This is a genomic window from Streptomyces sp. MMCC 100 (assembly GCF_041538145.2).
Lineage (GTDB): Bacteria > Actinomycetota > Actinomycetes > Streptomycetales > Streptomycetaceae > Streptomyces.
Genome location: NZ_JBGORK020000001.1, coordinates 4376080 through 4391436, shown reverse-complemented (window position 1 = coordinate 4391436; position 15357 = coordinate 4376080). Strand labels below are relative to the sequence as shown.

General features: G+C 72.7%; 16 protein-coding genes. 8 read left to right on the top strand and 8 right to left on the bottom strand.

All coding sequences use genetic code 11. From position 1 onward, the window contains the following. Window positions 1–15 precede the first annotated feature (15 nt). Window positions 16–1689 carry an FAD-binding dehydrogenase gene (locus ABS735_RS20445; RefSeq protein WP_373901215.1) on the top strand — a complete coding sequence of 558 codons (1674 nt, stop codon included), beginning with the start codon at window positions 16–18 and terminating at the stop codon, window positions 1687–1689. Window positions 1690–1728: 39 nt separating this feature from the next. Here ABS735_RS20445 and ABS735_RS20440 read toward each other — a convergent pair whose 3' ends face one another. The 3 genes from ABS735_RS20440 to ABS735_RS20430 all read right to left on the bottom strand — a co-directional run bounded on the left by ABS735_RS20440 (window position 1729) and on the right by ABS735_RS20430 (window position 3419). Beyond that, window positions 1729–2082 (bottom strand): DUF488 domain-containing protein, encoded by a 354-nt coding sequence (locus ABS735_RS20440; protein ID WP_373901216.1) that lies wholly within the window; start codon window positions 2080–2082, stop codon window positions 1729–1731. Between the two features lie 60 nt (window positions 2083–2142). After that, a complete protein-coding gene (locus tag ABS735_RS20435) occupies window positions 2143–2394 on the bottom strand; it encodes a WhiB family transcriptional regulator (protein WP_373901217.1) in 252 nt (83 codons plus the stop codon). 125 nt (window positions 2395–2519) lie between these two features. After that, complete coding sequence (locus ABS735_RS20430; protein WP_373901219.1) at window positions 2520–3419, bottom strand: LysR family transcriptional regulator ArgP; 900 nt, start codon at window positions 3417–3419, stop codon at window positions 2520–2522. A gap of 81 nt (window positions 3420–3500) precedes the next feature. Between ABS735_RS20430 and ABS735_RS20425 the strand changes: the two genes are divergently transcribed. Beyond that, on the top strand, window positions 3501–4115 hold the full coding sequence (locus ABS735_RS20425) for a LysE/ArgO family amino acid transporter (protein ID WP_373901220.1): 615 nt from the start codon (window positions 3501–3503) through the stop codon (window positions 4113–4115). Window positions 4116–4213: 98 nt separating this feature from the next. After that, entirely contained in the window at window positions 4214–5524 is a 1311-nt protein-coding gene (locus ABS735_RS20420) for an MFS transporter (protein ID WP_373901221.1), read from the top strand. A gap of 7 nt (window positions 5525–5531) precedes the next feature. On the opposite strand, the gene ABS735_RS20415 is transcribed toward ABS735_RS20420, so the two are convergent. The 3 genes from ABS735_RS20415 to ABS735_RS20405 form a co-directional block, all read right to left on the bottom strand. Further along, window positions 5532–5987, bottom strand: coding sequence for a cyclic nucleotide-binding domain-containing protein (locus ABS735_RS20415; protein WP_373901222.1), 456 nt, complete (start codon window positions 5985–5987; stop codon window positions 5532–5534). A gap of 319 nt (window positions 5988–6306) precedes the next feature. After that, window positions 6307–7785 carry an aminotransferase class I/II-fold pyridoxal phosphate-dependent enzyme gene (locus ABS735_RS20410; RefSeq protein ID WP_373901224.1) on the bottom strand — a complete coding sequence of 493 codons (1479 nt, stop codon included), beginning with the start codon at window positions 7783–7785 and terminating at the stop codon, window positions 6307–6309. 46 nt (window positions 7786–7831) lie between these two features. Next, window positions 7832–8047 (bottom strand): hypothetical protein, encoded by a 216-nt coding sequence (locus tag ABS735_RS20405; protein WP_373901225.1) that lies wholly within the window; start codon window positions 8045–8047, stop codon window positions 7832–7834. Between the two features lie 153 nt (window positions 8048–8200). Between ABS735_RS20405 and ABS735_RS20400 the strand changes: the two genes are divergently transcribed. From ABS735_RS20400 to ABS735_RS20380, 5 genes are all read left to right on the top strand, one after another. Next, the gene (locus ABS735_RS20400) at window positions 8201–8656 is read left to right on the top strand and encodes an ATP-binding protein (protein ID WP_373901226.1); all 456 of its coding nucleotides are present in this window, start codon (window positions 8201–8203) and stop codon (window positions 8654–8656) included. Window positions 8657–8840: 184 nt separating this feature from the next. Then, window positions 8841–9707 carry a SigB/SigF/SigG family RNA polymerase sigma factor gene (locus ABS735_RS20395; RefSeq protein WP_373901227.1) on the top strand — a complete coding sequence of 289 codons (867 nt, stop codon included), beginning with the start codon at window positions 8841–8843 and terminating at the stop codon, window positions 9705–9707. A 52-nt stretch (window positions 9708–9759) separates the two neighbouring features. Beyond that, on the top strand, window positions 9760–10005 hold the full coding sequence (locus tag ABS735_RS20390) for a DUF5133 domain-containing protein (protein WP_373901228.1): 246 nt from the start codon (window positions 9760–9762) through the stop codon (window positions 10003–10005). Window positions 10006–10224: 219 nt separating this feature from the next. Next, window positions 10225–11058, top strand: coding sequence for a DUF1206 domain-containing protein (locus ABS735_RS20385; RefSeq protein ID WP_373901229.1), 834 nt, complete (start codon window positions 10225–10227; stop codon window positions 11056–11058). 28 nt (window positions 11059–11086) lie between these two features. After that, the gene (locus tag ABS735_RS20380; RefSeq protein WP_373901230.1) at window positions 11087–11521 is read left to right on the top strand and encodes a hypothetical protein; all 435 of its coding nucleotides are present in this window, start codon (window positions 11087–11089) and stop codon (window positions 11519–11521) included. Between the two features lie 23 nt (window positions 11522–11544). Here the strand turns inward: ABS735_RS20380 and ABS735_RS20375 are convergent, their stop codons facing one another. Further along, window positions 11545–13791 carry an FUSC family protein gene (locus tag ABS735_RS20375; protein ID WP_373901231.1) on the bottom strand — a complete coding sequence of 749 codons (2247 nt, stop codon included), beginning with the start codon at window positions 13789–13791 and terminating at the stop codon, window positions 11545–11547. Between the two features lie 133 nt (window positions 13792–13924). Then, window positions 13925–15301: an NAD(P)/FAD-dependent oxidoreductase gene (locus tag ABS735_RS20370; RefSeq protein ID WP_373901232.1), complete on the bottom strand. Its 1377-nt coding sequence runs from the start codon at window positions 15299–15301 to the stop codon at window positions 13925–13927. Window positions 15302–15357 lie beyond the last annotated feature (56 nt).

The following is a 15357-nucleotide window of genomic DNA, read 5'->3' as shown; positions in this document are numbered from 1 at the left end:
GGAAGGACGGTCGCCATGGATGCCGACGTCATCGTGGTCGGAGCGGGTCTGGCGGGCCTGGTCGCGGCCCACGAGCTGACCAGCCGGGGCAGGAGGGTCGCCCTGGTCGACCAGGAGAACGCGGCCAACCTCGGCGGGCAGGCCTTCTGGTCCTTCGGCGGCCTCTTCCTCGTCGACTCCCCCGAGCAGCGGCGGCTGGGCGTCAAGGACTGCTTCGACCTGGCCTGGAACGACTGGCAGGGCAGCGCCGGCTTCGACCGCACCGACGACGAGGACTCCTGGGCCGTGCGCTGGGCGCGGGCGTACGTCGAGTGGGCGGCGGGGGAGAAGCGGTCCTGGCTCGCCGGACACGGCATCACCTTCCTGCCCACCGTCGGCTGGGCCGAGCGCGGGGACCTGAGGGCCGGCGGGCACGGCAACTCCGTGCCCCGCTTCCACATCGCCTGGGGTACCGGTACGGGGGTCGTCGAGCCCTTCGTGCGGTACGCGAAGCAGGCCGTGCGGGACGGGCTGCTCACCTTCCACCACCGCCACCGCGTCGACCGCCTGATCGTCGAGGGCGGCACCGCGCGGGGGGTGCGCGGTACGGTCCTCGCTCCGGACGACTCACCGCGCGGCGTCGCCTCCAACCGCGACGCGGCCGGAGAGTTCGAACTCACCGCCCAGGCCGTGATCGTCACCTCCGGCGGCATAGGCGCCGACCACGCCATCGTCCGCCGCCACTGGCCCGAACGCCTGGGCGCACCACCCGCCGAGATGGTCACCGGTGTCCCCGCCTACGTCGACGGACGGATGCTCGACATCAGCGCCGAGGCGGGTGCACGCCTGGTCAACCGCGACCGCATGTGGCACTACACCGAGGGCGTGCGCAACTGGGACCCGATCTGGCCCGGCCACGGCATCCGCATCCTGCCCGGACCGTCCTCGATGTGGTTCGACGCGCTGGGCCGCCGGCTGCCCGACCCGTACCTGCCCGGCTACGACACCCTCGGCACCCTGCGCCACCTGCGCACGGCGGAGGGCCTCGCGGGCCACGACCACTCCTGGTTCGTCCTCACCCAGAAGATCATCGAGAAGGAGTTCGCACTCTCGGGCTCCGAGCAGAACCCGGACATCACCGCCAAGGACCGCGCCGGCTTCCTTCGTGAACGCGTCCTCGGCAAGGGAGCCCCGGCCCCGGTGGACGCGTTCCTGCGCAAGGGCGCCGACTTCGTGACCGCGCCGGACCTGGAGCAACTGGTGGAGAAGATGAACCGGTTGACCGACAAGCCGCTCCTGGACGCCGCGGCGCTCCGGCGCCAGATCGAGGCGCGGGACCTGCAGATGGCCAACCCGTACGCCAAGGACGCCCAGGTGCAGGGCATCCGCAACGCCCGCCGCTACATCGGCGACCGCCTCGGCCGCGTCGCCGCCCCGCACCGCATCCTCGACCCGGCGGCGGGCCCGCTGATCGGCGTCAAGCTGCATGTCCTCACCCGCAAGACCCTCGGCGGCATCCAGACCGACCTCGACTCCCGCGCCCTGGGCGCCGACGGCACTCCGGTGGAGGGCCTGTACGCCGCCGGCGAAGTGGCCGGCTTCGGCGGGGGAGGGGTGCACGGGTACAACGCGCTGGAGGGCACCTTCCTGGGCGGCTGCCTGTTCTCCGGGCGGGCGGCGGGCCGGGCCGCGGCGCGGCAGACCGACTGAACGACGGACGCGACCGAGCTCGCTGCCTGCTCCGCCCCGTCAGCCCTGGTCGAGGAGGCGGAGCAGCACGGCGGCGTGGCTCTCGCCGGGGGACTTGGACGCGGTCAGCAGCGTCACGTCCCCCTCGTCCGCCAGCTCCCGTACGTGGTCGAGGAGTTCGGTCGCCTCCGGGTCGGCCAACTCCGCCTCGTACCGCCGCGCGAACTCCTCGTACGAGCCCTCGCCCGCGTGGTACCAGCGGCGCAGCTCCGTCGACGGAGTGAGCCCCTTGGGCCACTCGTCCACGTGCGCCGCGTCCTTCGCCATGCCCCGTGGCCACAGCCGGTCCACGAGGACCCGCACGCCGTCGTCCGGCTCCGGCGGGTCGTAGACACGGCGCACACGCACGCTCATGGCAGTCCTCTTACGGCCGACGATGCTCCCGCGAGCCTACGTCCGGTGCGGGCACCGGAGTCAGCCGGACCTCCGGCGGACGGCCTCACGCCGTTGGAGGGCCCGGCGTTCGAGCTCGCTGGTACCGCCCCACACGCCGATGGTCTGCCCGGTGTCCAGCGCCCAGCGCAGACACTGTTCCTGGACCGGACAGGTCCGGCAGACCGCCTTCGCCTGCTCGGTCTGCAATGCGGCCGGGCCGGTGGTGCCGATCGGGAAGAAGAGGTCGGGATCCTCCGTCCGGCATGCGGCGTGCTCTCGCCAGTTGTCCATCAAAGTCACCTGCGATCGGTATCGTTCGCGCCCTCGTGCGTGGATTGCTCCGTTGCGGGTGACCTGTCGACAGCGGGGTGAAACCGGCACGGCTCCCCTGGGGTGCCGTGTCCGTCGCCGTGCGTCTACGGGCGCAGCGCCTGAGCGGCCGCCGTCACCACCGCGTCCGCCACCGTGGCCAGCGCCGGGGAGTCGAGCTTCCACTGCTGCCAGTACAGCGTGACGTCCACCGCCAGGTCCGGGGCGAAGCCGACGAGCCGGCCGGCCCGCAGCAGAGGCTCGGCCTGCGGCTGCGGCACCATGCCCCAGCCGAGCCCGGCGGCGACCGCCTCGACGAAGCCCTCCGAGGTCGGCACGTAGTGCCGCGCGGCACTCGCGCCGCCGTGACCGAGCCGGCGCGCGAAGGCGTCCTGGAAGTCGTCCCGCCGGTCGAAGACCACCACGGGGGCGTCGGCGACGGCCTCCTGCGGCGCCGCCTCCAGATGCCGGGCGGCGAAATCGGGAGCGGCGCAGGGGAGATAGCGCATCCGGCCCAGCGTGCGGACCGTGCAGCCCGGCACCGGTTCCGGCGACGACGTCACCGCCGCCATCACCACGCCCTCCCGCAGCAGCGTCGCCGTGTGGCCCTCGTCCTCGCGGCGCAGTTCGAAGCAGAGCGCGGGCTTGCGCGGGATGCGGGTCAGGGCGGGCAGGAACCAGGTCGCCAGCGAGTCGGCGTTCACCGCCACCGTCACCCGGGTCGGCTCGCCCTCCCCCCTCAGGCCCAGCTCGGCCGAGGCGTCCCGCTCCAGCCGCGCCACCTGGCGGGCCAGTCGCACCAGCACGGCACCGGAGTCGGTCGCGCGCACCGGCTTGGTGCGCAGCAGCAGCACCCGGCCGGTGCGCTGCTCCAGCGCCTTCACCCGCTGGCTGACCGCGGACGGCGTCACGTGCAGGGCGGCGGCGGCCGCGTCGAACGTGCCCTCGTCCACCACGGCCAGCAGGGTGCGCACATGGTCCAGCGGCAGATCCGCGAAGGTCCGCATCACGTCGTCATCACATCGGCTAACGATACGTAAGAATCTTCAGCTGTACGTCCTGTGATCGTTCAGCTTAGCGTCGAGCGCATGAACAGCGCCCTCACGGCAGCCGCCGCAGGCTTCGGCACCGGACTCTCGCTCATCGTGGCCATCGGCGCCCAGAACGCCTTCGTTCTGCGTCAGGGGGTCCGTCGCGACGCCGTCCTCGCCGTGGTCGGCATCTGCGCGCTGTCCGACGCCGTGCTCATCGCCCTCGGCGTCGGTGGGGTGGGCGCCGTGGTGGTGGCCTGGCCGGGCGCGCTGACCGCCGTCGGCTGGATCGGCGGTGCCTTCCTGCTCTGCTACGGCGCCCTGGCCGCCCGGCGGGTGTTCCGCCCTTCCGGTGCGCTGCGCGCGGACGGCGACGCCGCGGGCTCCCGCCGCCGTGCCGTGCTCACCTGCCTGGCGCTGACCTGGCTCAACCCGCACGTCTACCTGGACACCGTGTTTCTGCTGGGCTCCGTCGCCGCCGACCGGGGGCCGCTGCGCTGGACCTTCGGCCTCGGAGCCGCCGTCGCCAGCCTGGTCTGGTTCGCCGCGCTCGGCTTCGGCGCCCGCTACCTCGGCCGCTTCCTGGCCCGGCCCTCGGCCTGGCGCGTACTCGACGGCCTGGTGGCCGCCACCATGATCGTCCTCGGTGTCTCCCTCGTCGCCGGGGCCTGAGCCGGGGCGGACCCGGCCACGCGCGTTCGGGCGTGCTCGAACGGAGCTGCGATAGTGATTCCCGCAGCCGAAAGATGTACCGAGCACGTAGGAAGCGCGTGGATACGAGCGAGAGCAGCAGCGAGAGCGGCACCGAACCGGACGCGAAGGCCCCGGCGCGGGACGGGACGCGGCAGCGGGGGTGGCGCCGCTGGGCCATGGACACCCGCCCCCTGCGGCGCCCGGCCTACCGCAGACTGTGGTCCTCGACCATCGTCACGGCCGTCGGCAGCCAGCTCACCGCGGTCGCCGTGCCCAAGCAGATCTACGACATCACCGGCTCCTCGGCCTGGGTGGGCGCCGCGAGCCTCGCCGGCCTGCTGCCGCTCATCGTGTTCGCGCTGTGGGGCGGCGCGGTGGCCGACACCGTGGACCGCCGCAAACTGCTGCTGATCACCAACACCGGCATCGCGGTGACCTCGCTGCTCTTCTGGATACAGGCGGTCACCGGCATGGAGTCGGTGGCCGCCCTGATGCTGCTGCTCGCCCTGCAGCAGGCCTTCTGGGGCCTCAACGCCCCGGCCCGCAACGCCTCCATCGCCCGCCTGGTACCGGAGGACGAGCTGCCCGCCGCCAATGCGCTCGGCTCGACCGTCATGCAGACCGGGCAGGTGGTAGGCCCGCTGCTCGCCGGCGCGCTCATCCCGGTGATCGGACTGCCCGAGCTGTACCTGATCGACGCCCTGGCCCTGTGCGTCACCGTGTGGGCGGTCTACAAGCTGCCCGCCCTGCCGCCGCTGGCGGGCACGGCGGTCCGGCGCGCGGGCGTGCGCGAGGTCGTGGCCGGCTTCCGCTACATCGCCGGGCACAAGGTGCTGCTGCTGTCCTTCCTGGCCGACATCGTCGCGATGGTCCTCGGCATGCCCCGCGCCCTGTTCCCGCAGCTCGCCGCCGAGACGTACTCCTCCTACGGCGAGGGGCTCGCGCTCGGGCTGCTGTTCGCGGCGATCCCCATCGGCGCGGTGGCCGGCGGGCTGTTCTCCGGCACCTTCTCGCGGGCCCGCCGGCACGGCTGGATGGTGATCGGCGCGGTCGTCGTGTGGGGCGCCGCCATCACCGGCTTCGGGCTGAGCGGCAGCCTGTGGCTCGCGGTGGCGTTCCTGGCCGTGGCCGGAGTCGCCGACATGGTCTCCATGGTGTTCCGCGGGGCGATCCTGCTGTCCGCCGCCACCGACGAGATGCGCGGGCGCATGCAGGGCGTGTTCACCGTCGTCGTCGCGGGCGGACCGCGGCTCGCCGACGTCCTGCACGGAGGCGCGGGCTCCGCCTTCGGCGCGCGGGAGGCCGTGGCCGGCGGCGGGGTGCTCGTCGTGGCGGTGATGCTGGCCCTGGCCGCCGCGATGCCGGCGCTGCGCCGCTACCGCGTCTGACGGCGCCTCACAGGGAGCCGCGTCCGTGCAGCGCGTAGTGCTCCATGAGCCGGCCCCTGGTGTTCTCCAGCCGGTGCGCGAGGATCTCCGCGACCGAGCGCACCAGCACGATGCCCAGCTGCGGGTCCCGCTCGCACAGGTCGAGCACGGAGGAGGCCTCGAACTCGTAGGCGCGCACCGGGCTGAACGCCTCGGCGCCGAAGTCCCACTCGTAGGGCGGGAACAGCCAGGACCAGCCGAGCAGGTCGCCCGCGCCGAGACTGGCGACCGTGACCCGCTGCAGGGACGTCACCTGCTGGGTCAGGGAGACGGCGCCGGAGCGGATGACCCAGAAGCGGTCGGCCCTGCCCCCCGCCTCGAAGATCCGGTCGTCCTCCGGGAAGGAGACCTCCTGGGCCAGTTCCATCAGCCGCGCGCGCTGGGGGAGAGGGAGGGCGGTCAGGAGTTTGATCGCTTTGGTCATGGCACGGGACTCCTCGCCGGCGATTCGGTTCCGGGGCTTTCCCTGTGCCCATTTCAGTCGCTGTCGGCGCCCTGAGCACCTCGGCGGACGGCGGATTCCGTGCGGGAACCGGGGACGGGGGCGCCAGGACATGAAAAGGGCATGAAAAAGCCCTGGCCGGACGGGGGAGGCCGGCCAGGGCCGTAAGCGGTGACCGCGGAGGACATTTCCGTCGACTCCGTCGCCACGTATGGATGAACGCTAAACCATCTCTGGGTGTTCCGCGAATCCGGCACCGGGCCGAGTGACCCGTTTCACTCGCCCCTCCCCGACCTTCTCCTCACACGTCACGCTCCGCGACGACCCTGATCGTCTCCAGTGTCGGATCGGTCGGATCCGGGAGGTACATCCCGGCCTCCAGCCCGCTGCGCAGATAGCGCAGGACCGGCTCGGCCAGCCGCTCACCCGGCAGGACGGCGGGAATGCCCGGCGGATACGGCGTGATCATCTCCGCCGCGATCCGGCCGGCGGCCCGGTCCAGGGGCACGTCCTCGGTGGGGCCGAAGAACGCGTCCCGGGGCAGGCTCACCTGCGGCATCCGCAGCTCGGCGGGGGAGGGCACCTCGACGCGCGGAGCGGCGTCCAGGCCTGGCGCGGCGCCGGCGAGGTCCTTGAGAGCGCCGAGCAGCTCGTCCGCGGTCTCCCGGTCGTCGCCGTGGGTGATCTGCGCGCCGATGCGGCGGTGGTCGGTGATGTGGGCGACCACGCCGCGGTGCTCACGCAGCCAGTCCGCCGCCTGGAAGCCCGAGATGCCGAGCCCGTGGAGGTCGATGACGACCGGCAGCGGGTCGAAGCCGTGGGCCAGCCCCGGGCCGCAGAAATCGCCGCGGTCGTTGACGTGCATGCCGTCGATCTCCTCGACGGCCGCGCGCACATCGGCCGCCAGCTTCAGCGCGCCGCCCATCAGCTCCTGCCCGCCGAGTGCCATCTGGCGGCGCCAGCCGTCGAGACCGGCGAAGATCAGTACCGAGGGGCTGGTACTGCCCAGCAGGTCGGCTCGCATGCCGAGGAGCTTCGGCGGCACCAGGTCACCTCGCAGATGGAACACCGAACCCTGCTCCAGACCGCTGCCCATCTTGTGGATGCTGGTCACGCAGATGTCGGCGCCCGCGTCCATCGCCCAGGACGGCAGGTCGGGGTGGAAGGGCAGGTGCGCGCCCCAGGCCTCGTCGACGATCAGCGGCGCCGAACGCCGGTGGCAGACCTCGGCGACGGCCCGCAGATCGGCGCTCGCACCGTACGGCGTCGGGCTGGTGACCAGGGCACCCTTGGCGTCGGGATGGGCCGCGAACGCCTGCTCGAACGCCTCGGCGGCCGGCGGATGGGCCAGATGCCGCTCGGCGTCCCACCGCGGTTCGACCCAGACGGGCTCGATGCCGGACAGGATCAGCCCCGAGACCACGGACTTGTGGGCGTCCCGGCCGATCAGCAGCTTCTCGTGCGGCCCCGCGACCGCCAGCATCGCCGCCTTCACCGACAGGGAGCTCCCGCACGTCGAGAAGAAGGTGTGATCGGCGTGGACGGCGTCCGCCATCAGCTCCTGGGCTCGCTGCAGCACCCGGCCGCGGGTGAGCCGGTCGTCGAGCCCGGCCGTCGCCAGCACGTCACCGTAGAACACGGCGTCGCCCAGCACCTCGCGCACCGCGGGGTCAGCCCCGCGCGCCTGCTTGTGTCCGGGCGGCGTGAAGGACAGCCGCCCCTCGCGGCGGTATTCGACGAGGGCTTCCAGAACCGGCGCGCGGCGGTGATCGGCTGTCATGCCGCCCGTTTTCCCCTCCGGCGGCGCGTCAATCCGGCCCGCGGTCTCACCGCGAGTTCCGGCCCGGGGTCAGCACCTCGTCGAGCACCCGCAGGACGGCCTCGTAGGCCACCGTCCGTACGGCGGCCTCCCGCGAGCCCTCCGGGTCGGTCGGCCGCAGCTCCTCGCTGCGCGCGCGCCAGCTCCGGCCCTCCTCCAGCGCACAGGCCCTCGCGCGGTGCATGCGGCGCAGCAGTTCGTCCGAGTCCACAACATCCGTCATGCACTCCGCGTACCCCCGCAGGGCGCCCGGATCCCTTGGGCCGCAAGGAGGACCGGAGGTTTGCCGGTACCGGCAGAGGTCAGCCGACAGTGACGGGGCCGCACGGGCGCACACCGGCCGAACCGGACCGTCCACCGACCAGGGAGCTGACGGATGAGTGAGAGGGACACGACCCGACCCGTCGAACAGTGTGGCACGGACACGCACCGGCGGTACCGTCCGTGCAGGCCCGCCGACGCGCGCAGGGCGGTCGAGCACGCCGTCACCGAGTGCCGCGGCATCCACGGTCCCGCGTCGTGCGACGTGGGCGCCCTGTCGGACGCCGTGCTCGTGGCCTCCGAGCTGACCACCAACGCCATCCTGCACGGCGGCGGCATCACCGACTTCCAGGTCGATGTCGTGGGACCCGGAGTGCGGCCCGGAGTGCGTCTGTCGGTGTGCGACCGCAGCCACGACCTCCCGGTGGCCGTGCCGCCCACCGACGACCGCGGCCGTCGGCGCCTCGGCGGCCGGGGCTGGCCGATCGTCTGCCGGCTGGCCCGCGAGGTACGCGTGGCAGACCTTCCCTCGGGAGGCAAGCGCATCACCGTTGTCGTTCCGCTGTCCTGATGACTTTTGGAAAAGCGGAGTTTGTTCCACCGGGGCAGGGGCAGTCGCAGATTCGTGCTTCGGACCGGAGGCGCAGCAGCGGGAGCGGTACGGCTGTTTCGGTACTCCGGCTGTGCCGGGGCGACCCGGACAGCGCCGTTCCCGCGGAAAGTCCCCTGAGACCACCGTTCAGGAGCGAATCCGCATGCTCATAGAAACGCCCACCATCCGTCCCGGTACCCCCCAGTCCGCCGACCCCTCCGCCACTACGGCCCGCCGCCGGCACGACGACGCCCCCGACACCATGGCCCTCTTCGGCCGGCTGGCGGGACTGGCGGACGGACCCGAACGCGACGCCGTCCGCGACGAACTCGTCACGGCCTGGCTGCCCATGGCCCACCGGATCGCCGGCCGGTTCCGGGACCGCGGCGAATCCCTCGAGGACCTCCGCCAGGTGGCGGCGCTCGGCCTGGTCAAGGCCATCGACCGCTTCGACCCGGAGCGCGGAGCCTTCGAGAGCTACGCCGTGCCCACCATCACCGGCGAGGTCAAGCGCCACTTCCGCGACCGGATGTGGGCCCTGAGGGTGCCCCGCCGCGTCCAGGAACTGCGCAACAAGGTGCGCGTCGCCCGCCGGGAACTCGCCCAGAGCCCGGGCAGCCCCGAACCCTCGGTGGCCGCCCTCGCCGCCCACACCGGGCTGACCGAGGACGAGGTCAGCGCCGGCATGGAGGCACTGGAGAGCTTCAGCACCCTGTCGCTGGACGCCGAACTGTCGGCCGGCGACGACGGCTACAGCCTCGCGGACACCCTCGGCGCGGCCGACGCCTCGTACGACACCGTGATCGACCGTGAGTCCGCCAAGGAGGGTCTGCGCAGGCTGCCCGAACGTGAGCGCGCCATTCTCTACATGCGCTTCTTCGAGGACATGACGCAGAGCCGCATCGCCGACTGCCTGGGGATCTCGCAGATGCACGTCTCGCGCCTCATCAGCCGCAGCTGCGCCCGCGTGCGCGACGAGGCGATGGGGGAGCGGACGGCCCGCCCCGGCCACGCGGTGCGGACCCCATGAGCCGGACGGACGACACGCCGGACGGGCAGGGGACCAGGGAGGGACGAGACGGATGCTGATGCCACACCCCGAGGTACTGCGACGGCTCCTGGAGGAGTACGAGGCGGCCGCGGTGAACGAACCCCCCGGCGCGACGGGCGAACCGGGTCCGCGGGCCCGGGACCTGGCCTACACGCTGTGCGTGTCGACCGGCACGCGTGACGTGCGGCGGGCCCTGGAGGCCGCCCGGCGCCAGCTGGCGGGCGCGTTGGAGCCGGCGCGCGTGCCCGGTGGCGCGCACGCGGGCGTGGCGGACTGACGAGCGACGAACGGGCAGGGGGCGAACGGCAGGGGGCGAACGGCAAGGGACGAACGGGCAAGGAGCGAACGGACAAGGGACGCACAGGGGCTCGACGGTACGGCTGCCCGTACACCGCCAGGCGGTGTACGGGCAGCCGTACGTCGGCAGGCGTACGCCGATGACCGCACGGTGTGTGCGGGGGAAGCCGGGGCATCCGGAGTCCGGGAGGGGATCCACATGAACGCACGCGTCCTGGCACTCACCGGACGAAGCCGCGCCCGGCGGGCCGCCGACGGATCGGCGGCCGAGGGGGCCGCCCGCGCCGGGCTCACCGCCCGCGGCGTCATCTACCTGCTGGTCGGCGTCCTGGCCCTGCAGATCGCCTTCGGCACCGGAAACCGGCAGGCGGACCGGGGCGGCGCCCTGGCCGAGCTGTCGGACAAGCCGTTCGGAGCCGTGCTGCTGTGGGCGCTCGGCGCCGGGCTCGTCGGCATGGCCCTGTGGAGACTGTCCGAGGCGGTCTTCGGCGCCACGGGCAAGGACGGCCACACGGCCAGGAAGCGCCTGCCGGCCGCCGCCCGCTGTGTGTTCTACGCGTTCGTCGCCTACTCCGTACTGGCCTTCGCGGCCGGCGCCGGCGGCAGTGGCTCCAGCGACCGGCAGTCCCGGGACGTCACGGCGAGGGTGATGGAGATGCCCGCGGGCCGCTGGCTCGTGGGCGCGGCCGGGGCCGCCGTCGTCGTCGCGGGGGTGGTGATCGGCGTACAGGCGCTGCGCCGCAGCTATCGCAAGAAGATGAGACTCGGCGGGCTGAGCCGGTGGTCACGGCGGCTGGTCGACGTCACCGGCGTCGGCGGCGGGGTGGCCCGCGGCATCGTGTTCGCCGCGGCGGGCGCCTTCGCCGTACGCGCCGCCGTCGACTACGCGCCCGACCGCGCGAAGGGACTGGACGACACCCTGCGCTCCTTCGCCGACACCTCCCTCGGCCCCTGGCTGTCGGCCTGCGTCGCCGCGGGCCTGGTGCTGTTCGGCGTCTTCTCCTTCGCGCTCGCCCGCCTGCGGAGGGTCTGAGCGGCCCGGCACGGGGAACACGGGGCGAATGAACGAACACGAGATTCCTCCGCCGGACGGACGTCCCGTGGACGTCTACCTCGACCTCCTGCGCGTTCGCATGCCGAACGACGACTACCAGCTGCTGCTCAGCGTGGTGGAACCGGTCCTCCAGGCGATCGACGAGCAGCAGATGCCGACCATCGACTTCTCCCTGGACGGGGACAACGCCGAGGCGCTGCCCCAGGAGATCAGGGACGAGGCCGCCCTCGTCATCGCCACCGCCGTCACCGGACGTCTCGACAACGAGGTCGTCGAGATCGACACCGACGAGACCGGCCCGGTCCGGGTCGTCACCGACGCGGCCACCGCCTGTGACCCCGAGCGCCTCGGCGAGATCGCCGACTACCTCAAGGAACGCCACCAGCAGAACGAGGAACTGCGCGGCATCGCCGAGGCCAGTGGCCTGCCCAGCGACTTCTGACCCTCACCACCCGGGTGGGACCGTCACCGCTGCGGCGCCTTGACGGGCACACCCAGCGGCCGGGCGAGGCCGACCACCGCCTCGTCCAGCCGCTCCAGGTGCCGCAGCACCCGGCCCGTGATGCGGCCGTACCGCGGCACACCGGCGGCGTCCGGCTCCAGCAGAGAGGCGATGCTCGGTCCGGTCTCCACCTCCGTCCCGGCGTCGTCGTCGGCGACACGGGCGGCGATCGCCTCGATGTTGCGCACCGTGCGCCGCACCGCGCCGCGCAGCCGCGGGTCGGCCGCGATCGACGGATGGGTGGGCAGCAGCTCGGCCGTCGCCGCCAGCGACCGCGCGTGATAGGCACAGGTCTCCAGCAGCGCCACCACGTACTGGGCCGTGTCGCGCCGGGCCCGCAGCGGCGTGATCGGATGGGTCAGCGGCTGGGTGGCGCCCCGCAGGTCGCCCAGCGCCTGGTCCAGCTCCCGAGCCGTGTCCAGCAGGTCGGCCGCCGGCCCGCCGCTGAGCTGGTCGACGGCGCCCTCGGTCACATCGGTGAGCCGCTCCAGCACCGTGCCGAGCAGTTCGTTCGTACGCCGGTCGGTGCGTATCGGCAGCACCAGCGCCGCCGCCACGATCCCGCAGGCCGCGCCGAGCGCCGTCTCTTCCACCCGCAGCAGCAGCACCGACATGCTGTAGGTGTGCAGCAGCGTGTACAGCAGCCCGAGCATCGCGGTGACGAAGAACGACATCAGCGTGTAGGACAGCGGCGCCGTGTAGAACATCGCGAAGATCAGCACCAGCACCAGCCCGAACGCGGTCCAGGTGTGGTTGCCGACCAGGCCGGCCAGCACGATGCCCGCCACTACTCCCAGCACGGTGCCGAGCAGCCGGCGGTAGCCCTTGACCAGGATCTCGCCGGTGGAAGCGGTGTTGATGAAGACGATCCAGCAGGTGAGCACCGCCCAGTACCAGCGCTGCGAGGACAGGAACTCCCCGCCGACGATCGCCAGCGAGGACGCCACGGCCACCTGCACCGCGGCGCGCGTGGTGGGCCGCCGCAGTCCGGTCCGCTCCTCCTCCGGCGCCGCCTCCTCACCGGCGTCGATGGCCGCGTCCTCGGCGTCCAGCTCCTCGCGGGAACGGGCGGTGGCCGGTGAGTCGTCGGACTCGTCCTGCGGCCCGTCCAGGGCGATCCTGAGGCCCATGACCGCGCGCGCCGTCTCACCGATGCCGCGGAACACGTCCTGGACGGCCGCGGTCGCCTCGGGCAGGTTCTCCTCGTCGCGGTAGCCGAGCAGCCGGTTGCGCAGATGGGACAGGGCGGTGCCGCGCGCCTCGGCGGGCGGCCGCAGCACCAGGGTGCGCAGCGCCGTGAGATCGCGGCGCAGTGTCTCCGTGGCCTCGCCGGGTGCCGGCGAACGGCCCACCGTGGGGGCGGGCGCGCCCGGCAGATGCAGGGTCAGCGTGTCCGCCCGCTCGGCGCTGCGCGCGGTCAGCAGCAGCAGGCCGAGGCGCTCGGCGGCGATCTCGGCGTCCGCGATGCGCCGCTGCACCAGGCGTGCCGTGGACTCGTCGGGCGTGCCCTCGTCCAGCCGCGACTGGATCAGAAGGGCCGTCTCGTGCAGGCGCGCGGTGCCGTCGCGCAGGCGCTCCAGCGTCTTGTCGATGGCGTCGGGACCGGCGTCCAGCAAGTCGATCTGCGTGGCGATCAACTGGGCCAGCCGGGCCCGGAAGGCCTGCCGCAGCAGACCGAGGATGCGCGCGGGCGTCGCCGGGACCACCCCGAAGCGCACCACCGCGCTGGACGCGAACGCCACGGCGACGGCGGCCCACAGCCCCGGCAGCCCCGACACCTTCCCGCCGACGAACAGCGACACGAAGTAGACCTGGAAGCCGATCAGCCCGAGCGCCGTGCCCCGGTCGCCGAACCGGCGGACGAAGACCGCGCAGAAGATCAGCACGACGAAGAAGGCGTCACCGGCGACGACCCGCGAGGTGAGCAGCGTGCTCAGCGAGACCGAGGCCAGGGCGACGGGCAGGCCGAGTGCCAGCGTGACGGCCTGCGGGCCCGGTTCCTTCTCCCGGATGGCGAAGGTCGCGACCATCGCCACCATGGCGCCCGCCACCAGATGCTTGACGTCCACGCCGGACACGGCGAGCACGCCCAGCGCCAGCGCGATGGCGCCCACCGTCCGCAAGCCCGCCGTCAGCCGCAACAGACCCGGATCGGACGCGGCGACGCGGTCCCGCAGTCGTGTCCGCGCCGGGCGTCCCGCTGCCTTCACGCCGCCGTACACTCTCCCGATTCACAGCCGGCCCTCACGGCCGGTTCCAGCCATCTCCCGGCCGGTTCACGCCGAGATCCACTTCTCAGCATGTCATGCCCCGGTCCGGTAGCGGCCGCGGGGGCCGCCGGGGTCACAGCTCCGCCCGGTCCGCCCCCTCGACCTGCTTCCGCACCTGTTCCGGTGTCAGATAGGCGTCGGTGTACTCGAAGTCCTTCAGTTTGGCCGGCTTGCGGGCCTGGAAACCGGTGCGCACGAAATCGTCGCCGGCGACCGCGTTGAGCGCCCAGTTGGCCGCCACCCGGGCCTTGGCCACACCCGTGCGCAGCGCCGACCAGTGGTAGCCGCGGGCCACCGCCTGCGCGGGCAGGCCCTTCAGCTCGACGCCGAGCGGCTTGGAGACCGCGTCGGCGCCGCCGAGGTCGACGACGAGACCGAGGTCCTTGTGGACGTACGGCCGCATCGGCTGGTTGCGCAGGGTGGCGATGAGGTTCTCGGCGACGTGCCGACCCTGCCGCATCGCGTGCTGCGCGGTGGGCGGGCACACGGCGCCCTCCTGGCCCTTGGCGAGATCGGGGACGGCCGCCGAGTCGCCGAGGGCGAACACCCCGTCGTGGTCGGGCAGGCACATCTCGGCGGTGACCGCGAGCCGCCCCTTGACCGTCTCCGCGCCCAGCGTGGCGATCAGCGGGCTCGCCACCACCCCCGCCGTCCAGATCAGCGTGCGGGTGGGCACCACGCGGCCGTTCGTGAAGGTGACCTCCTCGGGCCCGGCCTTCTCGATGGACACACCCAGGGAGATCTCGATGCCGCGCCGCGTCAGGACCTCCTGCGCGTCGCGTCCCAGCTTCTCGCCCAGCTCGGGCATCAGCTTGGGCGCGATGTCGATGAGGTGCCACTTGATCAGGTTCGGGTCGAGGCGGTTGTAACGCTTGACGGCCGCGTGCGTCAGCCGCTGCAGACAGGCCGCGGTCTCGGTGCCGGCGTAGCCGCCGCCGACCACCACGAACTGCAGCCGGGAGGCCCGCTCGGCCGGGTCGTGGCTGGCGTCGGCGAGGTCCAGCTGCGAGATGACGTGGTCGCGGATGTACGCGGCCTCCGCCAGCGTCTTCATGCCGAACGCGTTGTCGGTGAGCCCCGGGATGTCGAAGGTACGGGTGATGCTTCCGGGCGCCAGCACGATGTAGTCGTACGGCTCGTTGACGATCCGGTCGGTGATGGTGCGCACCACGCAGACCTTCGACTTGAGGTCCACTCCGATGGCACCGCCCGGGATGATCCGGGTCCGGTACTTGCTGCTGCGGCGCAGGGAGAGCGCGATCGACTGGGGCGTCAGCACCCCGGAGGCGACTTGTGGCAGCAGCGGCAGGTAGAGCTGATAGGAGAACGGTGTCACAAGAGTGATCTCGGCCTCGCTGGGGGAGAGCCGCCGTTCCAGACGACGGACGCACTCCACGCCGGCGAAACCTGCGCCGACCACCAGGATCCTGGGTCGTGTCACGGTGTTCATCCCTTTCTGCGGCTCCGGGCGGTCTGCCGCGAACCCCATTCGCCTGCCCGAGGATC